Here is a 16,095-nt window from a genome sequence, read left to right on the forward strand (position 1 = left end):
GTTAGCGCTTCAGCGCCTACTCTGCCCCCATGCAGAGCATGTCGGCCGGAGTGGGCACCTGGCCGCCCGCTCCCACCCCACACCCGCACCAATTTCCGGTGCGCGAAACGCACGTCGCATAGGCATGTCCGCAAATGCGACGCTACGTCCATGCAACTTGCGTCTCGCAAGGTGCCCGTGCGGTCGGACCGCGCGGGCGGCACACAGTGCGTGTCATGACGACTTGCGCACGCGCAGATACCAGTCACACAGCAAGCGCACCTGCTTCGGCGTATAGCCCTTCGTCACCATACGATTGACGAAGTCTTCGTGCTTGCGTTGTTCTTCCGCCGACCCCTTGGCGTTGAACGAAATCACCGGCAGCAGTTCCTCCGTGTTCGAGAACATCTTCTTCTCGATCACCACGCGCAGCTTCTCGTAGCTCACCCACGCCGGATTTTTTCCGCCATTGGCAGCACGTGCTCGCAGCACGAAGTTCACGATCTCGTTGCGGAAGTCCTTCGGATTGCTGATACCCGCCGGCTTCTCGATTTTCTCCAGTTCGGCGTTCAGCGCCGCGCGATCGAAACTCTCGCCGGTGTCGTGGTCGCGGAATTCCTGATCCTGAATCCAGAAGTCCGCGTACGTCACATAGCGATCGAAGATGTTCTGACCGTACTCGGAATACGACTCCAGATACGCGGTCTGAATCTCCTTGCCGATAAACTCGGCATAGCGCGACGCGAGCACGTCCTTGATGAACGACAGATACTTCTGCTCGGTTTCCGGTGGGAACTGCTCGCGCTCGATCTGCTGCTCGAGCACGTACATCAGATGCACCGGATTGGCCGCGACTTCCGTCGAATCGAAGTTGAACACGCGCGACAGGATCTTGAACGCGAAGCGGGTCGACACACCGGTCATCCCTTCATCGACGCCCGCGAAATCGCGATACTCCTGATACGACTTCGCTTTCGGATCGGTGTCCTTCAGATTCTCGCCGTCGTACACCTGCATCTTCGAGAACAGGCTGGAATTCTCCGGCTCCTGCAAGCGCGTGAGCACCGACATCTGCGCCATCATCTTCAGCGTGCCGGGCGCGCACACCGCATTCGCGAGCGACGAGTTACGCAGCAGCTTCTCGTAGATCTTGATCTCTTCGCCGTAGCGCAGGCAGTACGGCACCTTCACGACGAAGATCCGGTCGAGCAGCGCTTCGTTGTTGCGGTTGTTGCGGAACGCCTTCCATTCCGACTCGTTCGAGTGAGCGAGAATCACGCCGTCGAACGGGATCGCACCGAAGCCTTCCGTGCCCTTGAAGTTGCCTTCCTGGGTCGCGGTAAGCAGCGGGTGCAGCACCTTGATCGGCGCCTTGAACATTTCGACGAACTCGAGCAAGCCCTGATTCGCGAGACACAGGCCGCCTGAATAACTGTAGGCGTCCGCATCGTCTTGCGCGTACTGTTCGAGCTTGCGGATGTCGACCTTGCCGACCAGCGACGAGATGTCCTGATTGTTCTCGTCGCCCGGCTCGGTTTTGGCGATACCGATCTGGCGAAGAATCGACGGGTAGCGGCGCACCACGCGGAACTTGCGGATATCGCCGTTGTATTCGTGCAGGCGTTTGACCGCCCACGGGCTCAGGATGCTTTTCAGGTAGCGGCGTGGAATGCCGTATTGTTCTTCGAGGATCGGACCGTCCTCGTCGTAATCGAACAGACCGAGAGGCGACTCGTTCACCGGCGAGCCCTTGATCGCGTAGAACGGCACGCGTTCCATCAGCTGTTTCAAGCGTTCCGCGATCGACGATTTACCGCCGCCGACCGGGCCCAACAGATACAGAATCTGTTTCTTTTCTTCAAGCCCCTGGGCCGAGTGCCGGAAGTACGCGACCACCTGCTCGATCACGTCTTCCATTCCGTAGAACTCACGGAATGCGGGGTATACCTTGATGACCTTGTTCGCGAAGATGCGCGACGTGCGCGGATCGTTGCGAGTGTCGACCTGTTCAGGTTCTCCGATCGCCGTCAACATGCGTTCGCCAGCCGTAGCGTACGCGGCGGGATTGTCTTTGCAGAGCGCGAGATACTCCTCGAGCGAGAGTTCATCTTCTCGCGTTTTCTCGAAGCGGGTCGCGAAACTGCTGTAGATATCCATGCTACCTCCTCGCCGAAGTCTAGACCGATGTCGTGCGCGGCGCGCTATTCGGAAACGACATCGCTCGAATTCATCCTAAACCCTTTTAAATTTTTTTTCCATGAACTACGTTGCGAAAATCGCGCCGTACCCGCATCCCAACAATTCCTCACTTGGAAACACAGATTCGGTCACCTACAATCTTGCGCTCGAATCGACGTGTTCATCGTGAAGCCATGCTTCATTGCACAGACCGTCCGATGCATCGGACGATCTCCACGCCGGCGCGTCTTCCTATGCGCACATCGCGCACATTTCGCTGCAATCCGTGGGGACGTCACGCGTTTTTCGCCTGGGCCCCGTTTCTTCCATAACGCACCGCACATCGATTGGGTCTACACAAAAACGTGCGTGTTACATGTTCGTTCACATCATGTGTTCGTTCGCGCACGCTTGCATCGACTGCGTTGCATCGACTGATGCGCGATACTCGCGTGCATCGCACAAGCGGTTCGTCCACGCGATCGTACTTTTGTTCCACATCGTCATGACTTGCACCGACCTATGTTTCGCCGTTCGTATTAACCGCGTCGCCGACAGGGTCAGTCACATTCATCACTGAATAACGGCCCGATCGTGCGGCGCTTCAATAGGTGTATACGGCGACGCACACACAGCAGATGCGACAAATGTAAAACGGCCGCCCGAAGGCAGCCGCTTTACATTCACGCCGACATCGACGTTGACATTCAACGCATGAGTTACGCGCCATTACATTCCCGCACACATTCGCGCGCTCATGTCAGTTCAATTTCCACTTCTCCGAGACCGTCGAAATGGCCGCGCACGATGCCCGGCTTGTCCACATTGTGACCGCCGAGATAACTGCCGGTGGTGATGGTCCATTCCGGCTCGATGGTAATGCCCATCGCGGCGCAATGGTTCACGAACCACACCAGCAGTTCACGCGGATCGCCGGCCGGATTGCCGGTGACTTCCGGCACCAGCGAGCGGCCGTCCAGCGTGAGTTCCAGTTCCGGTGACACGAAATCGAATCCGCGTGCGATGCCCGCATAGGCGACCGCATGGCCGGTGATCAGCGCGCCGTTGTTCTGCAGGTCCGCCAGTTGCGCGAGCGGCGCGACGTTCGGCCACTCAGCGAAGCGGCTATCGACGATCTCGATGGCCGGCAACACTACACCGACCTTCGACAGCACTTCGTCGCGTGCATAGGCGCGCCCGCGCGGCTCGATCGCCTCGCTGAAACGAAACGCGATCTCGAGTTCCACGAGCACACGGAAAAAGGCGCTGCGTGCGGCGCGCGCCGGCGAGTTCAGCACCAGCGACGCGGGAATCGGCGCGCCTGCGGCTTCCGCGCCGGGCGCCTTCGCACCGACCTTCCAGCCGCCGGTGCCCGCGCCGAATTCCGCGATCACGGCTTGCTGGATCGCGTACGCATTGGCCGCGTCGGGCGGCAGGCTGTCGGGGGCTGGCACATCGATCGGGCGATGCTCCCGGCGTGCGGCGACGAGGCGGTGCGCGAGGTCGGATGGCGTCATGTCGGTCCTTTATGGCTGGCGCGTTGAGCGGTTGATTGCAGCGCGGGGTTGAAGGTTGCGCCCGTCAATGTACCGGATCGCGACGGCCACCAGGGCATCGGCTGCATTCCTTGCGATTACTTAACGCGCGGAGGATGAAAAAAGACCGCGGTTGCCTGCGCAATCGCGGTCTTTATTTCTGCTGCATCGGCCTGTGTCGGCAGCGACCGGTCTGTGGGGCTGCCGGGAACGAATGTTGCAACGTGCAGGCCGATGCGATCGCGCATCGCGTTGCTGTCGTCGCACGTGAAACGCGGCGACGCTTCGGCGCGTGCGTCAATAACGCTCGCGCGGAGTGGGATGAGCGTGTCGTCGCGTTGCGCCGCGTTGTTCCGCGGCGGCAACGGTGGCAATGCTGGCCACGATAACGCTCAGAACGTTTCCCAATCCTGCTCGCCGCCCGCGCTTACCGGCGCTTTGAGCGGCGCCTTCACCGACGTCGCAGCGACGGCCGGCGCCGCAGCATGGGCCACGGCGGGCGCTTTCGCAGCAGAAGCGGCAGCCGCCGCGCGCGGTGCCGAGGCCGGCGACTTGCGCAGCGCCGTCGAACGCACCGGCGCCGCCGCGCGCCTCGGCGCCGTCACCGCCGGCGCCTTGTAGCCACTTTCTTCGAGCTGGAACACCGCCACCGCAGTGCGCAGCTTGCCTGCCTGATCTTCGAGCGACGACGCCGCAGCAGCCGCCTCTTCCACCAATGCGGCGTTCTGTTGCGTGACCTCGTCCATCTGCGTGACCGCGCGCGCCACCTGATCGATGCCGCTGCTCTGCTCTTCCGAGGCCGCCGCGATTTCGCCCATGATGTCGGTCACACGCTGCACCGCGCCGATGATCTCGGTCATCGTGCGGCCGGCTTCGTCGACCAGCGCCGAGCCGGACTGCACACGCTCGACCGACGTGTCGATCAGCTCCTTGATTTCCTTGGCCGCCGCGGACGAGCGTTGCGCAAGACTGCGCACTTCACCCGCGACAACCGCAAAGCCGCGTCCTTCCTCGCCGGCCCGCGCCGCTTCCACGGCCGCGTTCAACGCGAGGATATTGGTCTGGAACGCAATCCCTTCGATGATCGAAATGATGTCGGCGATCTTTGCCGAACTCTGATTGATGTCGCCCATCGTGCCGACTACCTGGCCGACCACCGCGCTGCCCCGGTTGGCGATCTCCGACGCGTTGGCCGCCAGCGAGCTCGCCTGGCGGGCGTTGTCGGCGTTCTGCTTGACCGTGCCGGTCAGCTCTTCCATGCTCGACGCGGTTTCCTGCAAGGCCGACGCCTGCTCTTCCGTGCGCGAGGACAGATCGATATTGCCGGCCGCGATCTGACGCGTCGCGGTCGCAATCGACTCGCTGCCGCCGCGCACCGTGCGCACCGTTTCGGTGAGACTGCGCTGCATTTTGGCGATGCCTTCGAGCAACTGCCCCATTTCGTCGCGCGAGGTAATCGCGACCGGACGGCGCAGATCGCCGGCGGCAATCGCATCGAAGTGACCGAGCGCTTCGTCGAGCGGCCGGGAAATCGCGCGGCTCAGCGTCAGATAGGACAGCACGGCAGCGATCACGCCCAGCAACAAGGCGCCGAGACTGACCGCGCGGAACGTCGCGAAGCTGCTTTGCGCCGAGTCGAAACCCTCGGCGGCGGACGTGAACTGGTACTTGCGCAATGCGTCGTCGGCGTCGGACAGTTCGGTGTAGGTGACCTGCAGGCGCTTCGCGCCATCGATGACTTTCGTCTGGTCGTTGGCGGCCACGATCGCAGCGAATGCGTCCATTTGCTGATGCAGCACATCACGTTTGGCGATGACCACTTGTGCGAGCCGGTCCTCGTCGGCCTCGCGCGGCAAATCCATGTACTTTTTCCACCACGAGTCCGACAGAGTGCGCATCGCACGCGCACGGTCGAGCGACCCGGCGGAGTCCGGCGTGCCGGCCTGGAAAGCCGCGCGGTCGAGCGACAGACGCTCGCGCGCCGCATACAGTTCCGAGTTGCCGATATCGACGGCGCTCGGCATTTCGTTGGCGTAAGTCTCGCGATAGGCTTCGTTCGAACGGCTCATGCCGAACAATCCGAATACGCCGGTCGCGACCAGCAACGCGGCGAGAAAAGCCATCGTGAGGCCAATCCGCGCCTTGATCGTGATGCCCTTGTTCAACATGCTTGGTCCTGTGCGTAACAAATGAGAGGCTGCGTTCGCAGCGCGGGATGTAACGTGCGGCGTCTGCGTTAGTCGGCGCTTTTGGGTGCGGCGCTCTAAATTTGTTTACGGCACAAGATCAAGGGACTTGAAGGATTTAAATTGTATGAAGAATGCGTGATGTAAGAAATTGGAAGAACTACGGCGGCCTCTGGTTGATGCAGAGGGCATCAAAAAACAATGCGGGGCGCATTTTCGCGCGACGGTGACGGCTTCGTCACCGGGCGAATTGATTGAAGTTGCGGGAAGTTGTAGAGGTTATTGCGACAATCTGGCGTGGATTCGTCTGCAAAAACGCCGGCCGAGCTCAGGCCGAGATCAGTCCAGGGCGGCCAGTTCGGCGCGCGTCGGAATCGACGGCTGGGCGCCGGCACGCGTGACGGAAAGCGCCGCAGCGCGTTGCGCGAAGCGGATCGCCGAGTCGACGCTCGCGCCCTGCGCGAGTTGCGCGGCGAAGCCGCCGATGAACGTGTCGCCCGCCGCGGTCGTGTCCACGGCTTCGACCTTCGGCGCGTCGTAAAGCGCGGCGGCGGCGCCTTCGAGCGCCGCGTACACGCCGCGCGGACCCAGCGTGACCAGCACATTGCGCGCGCCCGCGGCGCGCAGCGCGGCAGCGGCCTTGTCCGCGTCCTCGGGCGTGGCGACCGGCAAACCGGTCAGCGTCGCCGCTTCAAGTTCATTGGGAATCAGATAGTCGATCAGCGGCAGCCAGTCGGCGGGCAGCGGGCCGGTGGCGGGCGCCGGATTCAGGATCACGGTCTTGCCGAGGCGACGGCCCGCGGCGAGCGCCGCGCGCACCGTTTCCGGCGGTGTTTCGAGCTGGCAGATTACGACGTCGGCAGAAGCCAGCAAGGCTTCGTGACGCGTGAGCGTGGCCGGCGTGACTTCGCCGTTGCTGCCCGCGACGATCACGATCGCGTTCTGACTCGCATCGTCGACGACGATCAGCGCGACGCCGGTCGCCTCCTTGCCGGTTTCGACGGCGGTGCAGTCGATTCCTTCCGCTTCGAGCCCGGCGCGCAATTGCGCGCCGTTGCCGTCCGCGCCGACACAGCCGAGCATCGACACCTGCGCGCCAAGGCGCGCAGCCGCGACCGCCTGGTTGCCGCCCTTGCCGCCCGCAACCTGAGCAAACGTGCGGCCGGCCAGCGTCTCGCCGGGATGCGGCAGGCGCGGCGCGCGCGCCACGAGGTCCATGTTCAGACTGCCGACCACCGCGACACGTCCACGCGTTTCATTGCTTGCCACTGGCTTCTCCTCTATTGCCGCTGCTTCGCGCTAGTGCTTAGCGCCGATGCTTGTGACCGATCGCTCCAAGCCAACGCTTGTCGCCAACATCTCCCGCCGATCGCTCCCACCGACGCTTTTCGCCAATACCTCCCGCCGATCCCCCGACTCAAGCCGCGAGATCGCGCTTCGCCACACCCGCCCACGTCGACGTGGATTCGCGCACGATCAGCCGCGGCGACACCACGCGCCGACGGCCCGGCGCGTGCGTATTGTTACCCGTCGCGGTGCCGGCAATCCGTTCGATCAGCGTCTGCGCGGCCATATCGCCGAGCGCGCGCACCGACTGCCCGACCGTCGACAGCGCCGGATAAGTGAAGCGCCCCAGTTCGATATCGTCGAAGCCGATGATCGAGCAATCGCGCGGCACGCTGATATTGCGTTCGGCCGCGGCGCGCAGCGCACCGATGCCCATCATGTCGTTGCCCGCGAAAATCGCCGACGGCTTCACCGTGTCGAACAACTGACCGGCCGCACGATGGCCGCCCGTCCCCGAAAAATCGCTTTCGACGATCGCGCCGGCCGGAATCTCGATCCCGCGCTCGGTCATCGCGCGGATGAAACCGTGCACGCGCATCGCGCTGACCGCGGTCTCGACCGGCCCGGTGATGCAGCCGATCCGCACGTGCCCCAGTTCCAGCAGATGCCGCGTGGCGAGATAGCCGCCCTTCTCGTGGTCGATCTGCACGAGATCCGCGCTGAGACCTTCGATATTCCGGTCGACGATCACGAGCGGCTCGCGGGCGTCGGCCAGTGCCTGCGCGAGTACCGCATCGTCGCCGGCGGACGCGACGATCAACCCGTCGATCCGCTTTTCCTGCAACACGCGCAAGTAGTTGCGCTGCTTGGCCGGATCGTCGTCCGAATTGCAGAAAAACACGCAGTAGCCGTTGCGCGAGCAACCGTCCTCGATGCCGCGCGCCAGTTCCGCGAAATACGGATTGGTGCTGTTCGGCACCACGAGGCCGATCGTCGCGGTCGCCTTCGCCTTCAGCGAGCGGGCCACCGCGGACGGCACGTAATGAAGCTGGCGAATCGCGTGCTCGACCTTTGCGCGCACGTCGGCCGACACGGGCCGCGAGTTGTTCACCACGTGCGAAACCGTCGTGAACGACACGCCCGCCACGGCCGCTACATCCTTGATCGTCGCCATAACCTGTTGCTCTCCTGCCTGTTTTCCCGCCGGCCGCGCCCCTGCGCCGCGCCGGACGTCTTCATCGATGACAGACCCAAACCGCGAATATTGATGCCCTACCGCCCACCTTGCTGCACGCTTTGCTATGTTTTTTGCCGCGTTTTTTGCGACCCGCCCAACTTCGACTGCTTATTATCGCTACCGCCCGCCGTCAGACCCGTTTGCGGCGGCTGCGATACGTATCCAGCACCACCGCCACCACGATCACCGCGCCGGTGATCATCCGCTTGGTCGGCTCGTTCGCGCCGATCTGCGCGAGGCCGGCCGCCAGCACCGAGATGATCAACACGCCGAAGAACGTGCTGATGACCGAGCCGCGCCCACCCATCAGGCTCGTGCCGCCGATCACCACCGCCGCGATCACCTGCAGCTCCACACCCTGGCCCGCGTTCGGGTCGGCCGCTTCCAGCCGCGAAATCTGGAACAGCGCGGCAAGCCCCGCGAGTGCGCCCATCAGCGCGAACACGATGACCTTGTAAGGCCGCGGATTGACGCCCGCGAGCCGCACCGCTTCCTCGTTGGTGCCGATGCCGACCAGATAGCGGCCGAACACCGTGCGCGTGAGCACCAGTTGCGCGACGATCATCACCGCGACCGCGATCAGGAAGGCCGGCGAGATGCCGAGCGCGATCGGATTCGACAGAAAGTCGAATGCATCGCCGATATACGCGGTGCGCGAATTCGTCATCTGATATGCCATGCCGCGCGCCGCCTCGAGCACGCCGAGCGACACGATGAACGACGGAATCCGCCAGCCCACCGTCACCGCGCCGGTGATCGTGCCGGTCAGCGCGGCTGCGGCCACACCGAGCAACGCGGACGGAAACGGTCCCCAGCCCCACTTCAGCGCCGCCACGCTCACCACCGACCCACCCAGCGCCAGCACCGAGCCCACCGAGAGATCGATCCCGGCGATGATCAGCACGAAAGTCATGCCCACCGACATCACGACCAGATCGGGAATCTGATTGGCGATCGTGCTGAACGTGTCGTACGTGAGGAAATGCGAACTCAGCAGCGAAAACAGCACGATCATCGCCAGCAGTGCGCCGGCCAGACCCAGGTAATTTGAAAAGCCCAGCCGCGTGCCGGCCGGTTTGCCGCTCGCGAGCGGCGCGGACGGATCGGGCGGCGGCGTGACGTTGGTGACATTGCCCGTGCCCGCCTTGCCTTCTTCTGCCTTGCGCAACGATTGATCGGTCATCAGAGACTCCCTGCTTCAGTGGTGTCGGGGGTGTGCAGCAACGCTTCGCGGCTGCGGTAGCCGGCAAAAGCCGCGGCCAGCAACGCATCCTGCGACCAGCTGTCGCGCTCGAAAACCCCCGTCATGCTGCCCGCGGACATCACGCCGATCCGGTCGCAGATCAGCATCAGCTCGCGCAGGTCGCTCGACACCACGACGAGCGCGCGCCCTTCCCGGGCCAGCGCGCCCATCAAGCCATAAATATCGAACTTCGCGCCGACGTCGATGCCGCGCGTAGGTTCGTCGAATAACAGCACGCCGCAGTCGCGCGCGAGCCAGCGGCCGATCACGACCTTCTGCTGGTTGCCGCCCGACAGTTCGCCGACGATCTGCGCGGGACCCGAACTGCGAATCCGCATCGCGTCGATCTGCTTCTGCGCCAGCGCGTTCTCGCGCTTCGCATCGACCACACCGTGGCGCGCCACGCTGCCGATATTGCCGAGCGACACGTTGGCCGCGATCGGTTGCGGCAGCAGCAGCCCCTCGCCTTTGCGGTCTTCGGTGATCAGCGCGATGCCGGCGCGCACCGCGTCCGACGGCGACGCGATCTGCACCGGCGTGGGCGTATCGCCCGGCCGCGCGGCGAGCGACACGGTGCCGCTGTCTTTCTGGTCGGCGCCGTAAATCAGCCGCATCAGCTCGGTGCGGCCCGCGCCGATCAGTCCGCTGATGCCGAAAATTTCGCCGGCCCGCACTTCGAACGACACGTCGCGCACCGCCTTGCCGCGCGTGAGCTTGTCCACCTTCAGACGCGGCGCACCGATGTTGCGCACGCCCAGATCGATCCGCTCGCCGAGTTCGCGGCCCACCATCCACGTGACGATCTGGTCGCTGGTCAGATTGGCCATCGCGTCGACCTTGACCAGCCGGCCGTCGCGCAGCACCGCGATCTGCTCGGCCACCCGCGCGAGTTCCTCGAGCCGGTGCGAGATGTAGACGAGCGCCACGCCGCGCGCCTTCAGGCGGTCGATCTGCTCGAACAGCAGGTCCACTTCGCGCGCGGTCAGCATCGCGGTCGGCTCGTCGAGGATCAGCACGCGGCAGTCGTCGATCAGATTGCGCGCGATCTCCACCATCTGCTGATGCCCGATGCCGAGTTCGCCGACCAGCGTGTCGGGATCGATCGCGTCGAGCCCGACTTGCGCCATCGCGACACGCGCGTCCTCGCGCAGTTTGCGGCGGTCGATCCAGCCGAAACGGAACGCGCCGCCCTGCGGCAGGCGATTCAGAAACAGGTTTTCGGCGACCGACAGCGTCGGCAGCAGATTCAGCTCCTGCATCACCATGCGTACGCCAAGCGCTTCGGCTTCGGTGCGGCTGGCCGGCGTGTACGGCGCGCCGCCGAGGCGCATCGTGCCGGTGGTCGGCTCGACGAGTCCGCCGATGATCTTGGACAACGTGCTTTTGCCCGCGCCGTTCTCGCCGGTCAGCGCCAACACCTCACCGGCGCGCAGCGACAGCGATACGTCGGCGAGTACCGGCTCGGCATAGGTTTTGCCGATGCCGGCGACTGATAACACGGCAGGCAACGCGTCTTGGTCGGTTGAATCCATCGCAATCCTGGTTCCGGGGCGGACGGCGCGGCGTCATGCGATTCGCTCGAATGACGCGGCGACCGGCGCCACGTGTCATGCCGGCCCAATGCGCGGAATGCGCGGGCGTTTCCGGCCACGCACCCTCCCGCCGCGCAGCCGCCGTCATGACGCTTACCTCTGGAATTAACGGCGGCGCGGCAGGTTTCTTGAGCGTTTATTGAATTGACGCAAATTCGCGCCGGCTTGCCGCACACTTAGCGGGCAAAGGGCTTGAGCGCGAATCTGCGAGCCCGGGTTTTACTGCGCGCTGCTTACTTCGTCACCAGATCGCACGGCGTTTCCACCACGCCGGACAAATCCGACTGCTTCTTGTGCTCGCTAAGCGCCTTCAGCGCGGTATCGATCCCGAACACGGCCTGCTTGGCCGCGTACTGGTCGGCGGTGGCGAGCACGCGGCCGTCTTTCAGCATCGGCTTGATCGCGCCGATGTTGTCGTAGCCGACCACCAGCACCTTGCCCTGCTTGCCGGCCGCGCGCACGGCCGAGACCGCGCCGATCGCCATGTTGTCGTTGCCGGCAAGCAGCGCCTTCAGGTTCGGGTACTCGTTGAGCATCGCCGACGCGACCGCGTTGCCCTTGTCGATTTCCCATTCGCCCGACTGCACCGAGACGACCTTCGCGCCGACCGTCTGCATCGCGGCCTTGAAGCCGGCGGTGCGCTGCTGCGCGTTGGTGGTGGTCGACACGCCTTCGATGATGCCGACCTCGTCGCCCGACTTCAGCTTCTTCGCCAGATAATCGCCGACCTTTTGCGCACCCTTCGCGTTATCCGGGCCGACGAACGGCACGTTCAGGTCTTTCGACTTGAGCACGTCCGGGTCGAGCCGGTTGTCGATATTCACCACGATGATGCCCGCATCCACCGCTTTCTTGACGACCGGCACCAGCGCCTTCGAATCGGCCGGGGCCAGCACGATCGCGTCGACTTTCGACACGATCATCTGCTCGACGATGCGGATCTGGTTCGCGGTATCGGTTTCGTCCTTGATGCCGTTGGTGATCAGGTCGAACTGGCCGGGATTGTGTTTCTGATAGTCTTTCGCGCCGTTTTCCATGGTCAGGAAGAACTCGTTGGCGAGCGACTTCATCACCAGCGCGACCTTCGGCTTATGAGCCGGCGCGGTTTGCGCATACGCGGACGAAAACGGCAAGGCAACGGTGACGGTGGCGAGGACTGCGGCCGCCAGAATGCGGCGACGGATGCGATGGCTCATGCATATCTCCAGGTTTGTCAGCTCAGGAACGAGCCGTTTTTTTGATGGCGCGCAAACGTTTGCGAGGCCTATTCTCAGCGTAGTCCGTCGGAATTGTCAACGATTCGCGGTGTTGCAGTGCACCGGTGCGCAGAAAATGCGCGGGTGCGGCGCGGTCGATCGATTCGAACCGGCGCGCGACGTGCGCGCTCCGGCCGGCGGCGTTCTGGCAAAAGTCCCTCGCTCGGTCCGTGCGTAGCCGAAGGCCCGCCGGCTGCAAGCTCGACGGCCGGCGGGCCGCCTATGCTGGCCTTTTATTGCGCGCGGTGCAAGCCGGGACAACGCGGTGGTGTGAGCCTGCAAGCGCCTGCAAGCGCCTGGAACCTGGGGGCCTGCCACGCTGCCGGACACCGGCGCGGCTTCAGAGCCAGCCGGCTTTACGGAAGCGCCAGTACAGCAGCAGGTCGACGGTGAACATCACGGCGAGGCAAACCGGATAGCCGTACTTGTAGTGCAACTCGGGAATGCTCTGGAAGTTCATCCCGTAGATACCGGCGATCATCGTCGGCACCGCGAACAGCGCGGCGAACGAGCCGAGCCGCTTGGTCACCTCGCTTTCGGCGAGCGAGATCATGCCGAGGTTCACCTGCACCGCGGTGACCACCATTTCGCGCCGTCCGTCGATAATCCTGACGATCCGTTCGAGATGATCGTAAACGTCGCGAAAGTACGCCTGCATCCCTTCGCAAATGCTCGGGATGCGCCCGCCGGTCAGTTTGCTGACGGCCTCCTGCAAAGGCGCGATGTGATGATGCAGGATCACGAGACGGCGTTTGAGCCGGTACAGGTCTTCGATGATCGCGCGCGAAGCCACCGAATTGTTGCGCTCGAAAATGCGGTCTTCCAGTTCCTCGATCTCGGCGTTCAACGCCTCGATGATCGGAAAGTAGCGATCGACCACGTCGTCGGCAAGCGCATACAGCACGAACGCCGAACCTTCCTTGAGCAACTGCGGCTCGCGTTCGCAGCGCTCCCGCACGTTCTGGAAACCGGCGCGCGTGCCGCGCCGCACCGACAGCACATAGTTGCGGCCGACGAACACGTCGACTTCGCCGATCAGCAGTTCACCGGCCTCGTCCATCTCGACGGTGTGCAGCACCGCGAACAGCGAGTCGCCGTACTCCTCGATCTTCGGACGCTGATGGCCGTTCTGCGCATCCTCTATCGCCAGTTCGTGCAGCCCGAACTCGTGCTTCATCACCGCCAGTTCGTCGGGGCCCGGGTCTTTCAGCGCGACCCAGACGAAGCACTCGGGCCGCGCCACATAGTCGCTGATGTTGTCGATCTCGATGTCAGCCAGTTTTCGGCCGTCCTGATAGGCGGCGCAATTGATCAGCATGTTGGATTACCCTGGAAGCGCACGCGGAAACGGCCAGTCATGCAGGCGATGTAAGCCAGGCGCCAGATCCGCGTTGATGGTTGCTCGGTAGTCGCCATGTTAAGGGCTTCGCGTGAAGCCCATGTATCCATTTGTTAAGCGCCGGCGCTATTGAGCGACCCGGCGCAAGCCGATGCGGTGGTCGTCGTTGAATGTGACCGACGCGCGGTTCGTGTAGCGCGTATCGTCCGTGACCGTGAAGCGCATCTCGACAACCGGATCGAATTGCGTGGAAACGCCGATCCGATGCACGCCCGGACTCAGATAGAACACCACGTGTTCGCCGTTCATCAGATCGGCGACCTGCTCGCCGTCGATATACACCAGCGCGTCGCGAAACCGCACGATCACATCGCGGGAGCGTTCGCGCCGTACGTCGACGGCGACCAGTCCGGCGGCGGCCTGCGCGTAGCCTGGTTTGACGATGCGCGCCGCGGGCACCTCCCTGAACGGCACCGGCTCGGCGGGCGCCGCCGCGCAACCGGCAAGTGCCGCGGTCGCCAGCAGGTACAGCACGGTCTTGCAGCGGAAGTGCGGGCGCATCGGCATGGTGGGGTCTCCCGGTGGTTCGTTCTGCTAGTGCGTCTTTTTATGGATGCGTGACGCCGGCCGAAGCTCGTCGGATCCTCTTGCGCCGCGCCGCGTTCCTGTTCATGATCGCTGCAAACGGGGCCGCGTGAGCATGGCGGCCACTGCGGATTTACCCTCGGATCAAGGAGACCGTCATGTGGTACTTCACCTGGATTCTCGGCATCGGCGTGGCACTGGGCTTCGGCATCATCAATGTGATGTGGCTGGAGGCCGGCGGCAAATTCGCGCGTGATCCGCAACGCATCGATTCATCGGGCACGCTGCCGCCCACGCGCGAGGATGCGTCTTCGTGACGCATGCCCTCCACTCGAACCCTCTTTGACGGCGCCGCCGTCCGGTCACTTCAAAGGTTCGTTGTTTAACGCAAAACGCCCCACGCAGGTGGGGCGTTTGTGTGAATGTGTCAGCGTGTCAAACCGTCGCCATCGTCTCCAGCGACTCTCCTTCGTACAACTGCCCGAAGCGATTCGCGAGGAAGTCGCGCAGCGACACCTGCTCCTGCCGCACGAAGCCTTTTTGCGGCAGCTTCTGTTCGCGGAACAGATCGAGCACCGCGCACATCGCGCCAGCCGTGGTGATCTGGATCGCGCTCATCGGCACACCGCACACCGTCTTCGCGAAGATCTTGCGGGTGAACACTTCCTGCACCAGTTGACCGTCGCGCATGCCGCTCACCGTGATGAACACCAGCACGACGTCCTGCGCGGTGGACGGCACCGAACGGCGCAGGATGTTTTTCAGGTTGTCGCGGTCGCTCGACAGCCGCAGGTCTTCGAGCAGGAATTGCATCAGGTTGCGGTGGCCTGGATAGCGGACCGATTTGTAGTCGAGCGATTCGACCCGGCCAGCCAGCGTCTCGCATAACGTGCCCAGACCGCCCGACGTGTTGAACGCCTCGTATTCGGTGCCGTCGAGCGAGAAATGTTCGAGGCCTTCGAGCGGCTGCACCCACTGCGTGCGACTATCGCGAATCGCTTCGCACGGCTGGCAATATTCGTTGATCAGGCCGTCGACGCTCCACGTCAGGTTGTACTTCAGCGCATTGGTCGGAAACTCCGGCAGCGCGCCGACGCGCATCTTCACGTCGCGGATTTCACTGAAGCGGTTCGCCAGCTCATGCGCGGCAATCCCGATGAAGCCCGGCGCGAGACCGCATTGCGGCATGAACGCGTGTTCGGCGTCGTCGGCGATCGCGCGGATCGCGTGGGTGGCGCGCACGTCTTCGGTCAGATCGAAGTAATGGACGCCGGCGCCCTTCGCGGCCGCCGCGACATTCACCGCGAGGTAATACGGCAGCGCATTGACGAGCGCGTCGAAGCCTTGCACCGCGGCGCGCAGCACGGCGGCGTCGGCGGAATCGACGCGGCGCGTCGGAATCCCCTGGGCGGCGAGCTTGTCGAGCGCGTGCTGGTCCCGGTCGAAGGCGACGACGTCGTAGTCGCCGGTTTCACGCAACATGTGGGCGATGGTGTGGCCGATCAAACCTGCACCGACGATGGCTACTTTCATAAGCTTCTCCTCCGTTGTGTGATCTGGGATGGGCGCCACGCATGAAGCGCGGCGCGGCGGGCTGAACCCTCGACACCCAGTTTAGGGAGAAGCAAAAACAGTTCATACGCACAAAATGCTGCGTTATGACCATGAATCTCGACGT

General features: G+C 63.6%; 12 protein-coding genes. 1 reads left to right on the forward strand and 11 read right to left on the reverse strand.

All coding sequences use genetic code 11. The features are described 5' to 3' along the window. Window positions 1-213: 213 nt before the first annotated feature. The 10 genes from PQQ51_RS25620 to PQQ51_RS25665 form a co-directional block, all read right to left on the reverse strand. The gene (locus tag PQQ51_RS25620; RefSeq protein WP_408499678.1) at window positions 214-2,136 is read right to left on the reverse strand and encodes a PrkA family serine protein kinase; all 1,923 of its coding nucleotides are present in this window, start codon (window positions 2,134-2,136) and stop codon (window positions 214-216) included. A gap of 776 nt (window positions 2,137-2,912) precedes the next feature. Continuing rightward, entirely contained in the window at window positions 2,913-3,674 is a 762-nt protein-coding gene (locus PQQ51_RS25625) for a hydratase (protein ID WP_408499679.1), read from the reverse strand. Between the two features lie 410 nt (window positions 3,675-4,084). Then, window positions 4,085-5,860, reverse strand: coding sequence for a methyl-accepting chemotaxis protein (locus PQQ51_RS25630; protein WP_408499680.1), 1,776 nt, complete (start codon window positions 5,858-5,860; stop codon window positions 4,085-4,087). A gap of 357 nt (window positions 5,861-6,217) precedes the next feature. After that, on the reverse strand, window positions 6,218-7,147 hold the full coding sequence (gene rbsK / locus PQQ51_RS25635; protein ID WP_408499682.1) for a ribokinase: 930 nt from the start codon (window positions 7,145-7,147) through the stop codon (window positions 6,218-6,220). A 148-nt stretch (window positions 7,148-7,295) separates the two neighbouring features. Beyond that, window positions 7,296-8,339: a LacI family DNA-binding transcriptional regulator gene (locus PQQ51_RS25640; RefSeq protein ID WP_408499683.1), complete on the reverse strand. Its 1,044-nt coding sequence runs from the start codon at window positions 8,337-8,339 to the stop codon at window positions 7,296-7,298. 193 nt (window positions 8,340-8,532) lie between these two features. After that, entirely contained in the window at window positions 8,533-9,585 is a 1,053-nt protein-coding gene (locus PQQ51_RS25645; protein ID WP_408499685.1) for an ABC transporter permease, read from the reverse strand. Continuing rightward, window positions 9,585-11,177 (reverse strand): sugar ABC transporter ATP-binding protein, encoded by a 1,593-nt coding sequence (locus PQQ51_RS25650; protein WP_408499687.1) that lies wholly within the window; start codon window positions 11,175-11,177, stop codon window positions 9,585-9,587. The genes PQQ51_RS25645 and PQQ51_RS25650 overlap by 1 nt, the downstream gene beginning before the upstream one ends. A gap of 293 nt (window positions 11,178-11,470) precedes the next feature. Continuing rightward, window positions 11,471-12,433: a sugar ABC transporter substrate-binding protein gene (locus PQQ51_RS25655; RefSeq protein ID WP_408499688.1), complete on the reverse strand. Its 963-nt coding sequence runs from the start codon at window positions 12,431-12,433 to the stop codon at window positions 11,471-11,473. A gap of 400 nt (window positions 12,434-12,833) precedes the next feature. Then, on the reverse strand, window positions 12,834-13,811 hold the full coding sequence (gene corA, locus PQQ51_RS25660) for a magnesium/cobalt transporter CorA (protein WP_408499689.1): 978 nt from the start codon (window positions 13,809-13,811) through the stop codon (window positions 12,834-12,836). A 147-nt stretch (window positions 13,812-13,958) separates the two neighbouring features. Further along, window positions 13,959-14,399, reverse strand: a complete 441-nt coding sequence (locus PQQ51_RS25665; protein ID WP_408499691.1) for a hypothetical protein — start codon at window positions 14,397-14,399, stop codon at window positions 13,959-13,961. 176 nt (window positions 14,400-14,575) lie between these two features. Between PQQ51_RS25665 and cydX the strand changes: the two genes are divergently transcribed. Further along, complete coding sequence (gene cydX, locus PQQ51_RS25670) at window positions 14,576-14,734, forward strand: cytochrome bd-I oxidase subunit CydX (protein WP_408499692.1); 159 nt, start codon at window positions 14,576-14,578, stop codon at window positions 14,732-14,734. 118 nt (window positions 14,735-14,852) lie between these two features. On the opposite strand, the gene PQQ51_RS25675 is transcribed toward cydX, so the two are convergent. Further along, a complete protein-coding gene (locus PQQ51_RS25675; RefSeq protein WP_408499693.1) occupies window positions 14,853-15,950 on the reverse strand; it encodes a saccharopine dehydrogenase family protein in 1,098 nt (365 codons plus the stop codon). Between the last annotated feature and the right edge of the window lie 145 nt (window positions 15,951-16,095).

The sequence above is a fragment of the Paraburkholderia xenovorans genome, assembly GCF_046030735.1.
GTDB classification, from domain to species: domain Bacteria; phylum Pseudomonadota; class Gammaproteobacteria; order Burkholderiales; family Burkholderiaceae; genus Paraburkholderia; species Paraburkholderia xenovorans_A.

Coding starts and splice junctions, on each gene's coding strand:
- PQQ51_RS25675 (WP_408499693.1), bottom strand. CDS start 15,950: ATGAAAGTAGCCATCGTCGGTGCAGGTTTGATCGGCCACACCATCGCC.
- PQQ51_RS25620 (WP_408499678.1), bottom strand. CDS start 2,136: ATGGATATCTACAGCAGTTTCGCGACCCGCTTCGAGAAAACGCGAGAA.
- PQQ51_RS25645 (WP_408499685.1), bottom strand. CDS start 9,585: ATGACCGATCAATCGTTGCGCAAGGCAGAAGAAGGCAAGGCGGGCACG.
- PQQ51_RS25650 (WP_408499687.1), bottom strand. CDS start 11,177: ATGGATTCAACCGACCAAGACGCGTTGCCTGCCGTGTTATCAGTCGCC.
- PQQ51_RS25655 (WP_408499688.1), bottom strand. CDS start 12,433: ATGAGCCATCGCATCCGTCGCCGCATTCTGGCGGCCGCAGTCCTCGCC.
- PQQ51_RS25630 (WP_408499680.1), bottom strand. CDS start 5,860: ATGTTGAACAAGGGCATCACGATCAAGGCGCGGATTGGCCTCACGATG.
- PQQ51_RS25625 (WP_408499679.1), bottom strand. CDS start 3,674: ATGACGCCATCCGACCTCGCGCACCGCCTCGTCGCCGCACGCCGGGAG.
- PQQ51_RS25665 (WP_408499691.1), bottom strand. CDS start 14,399: ATGCCGATGCGCCCGCACTTCCGCTGCAAGACCGTGCTGTACCTGCTG.
- cydX (WP_408499692.1), top strand. CDS start 14,576: ATGTGGTACTTCACCTGGATTCTCGGCATCGGCGTGGCACTGGGCTTC.
- corA (WP_408499689.1), bottom strand. CDS start 13,811: ATGCTGATCAATTGCGCCGCCTATCAGGACGGCCGAAAACTGGCTGAC.
- PQQ51_RS25640 (WP_408499683.1), bottom strand. CDS start 8,339: ATGGCGACGATCAAGGATGTAGCGGCCGTGGCGGGCGTGTCGTTCACG.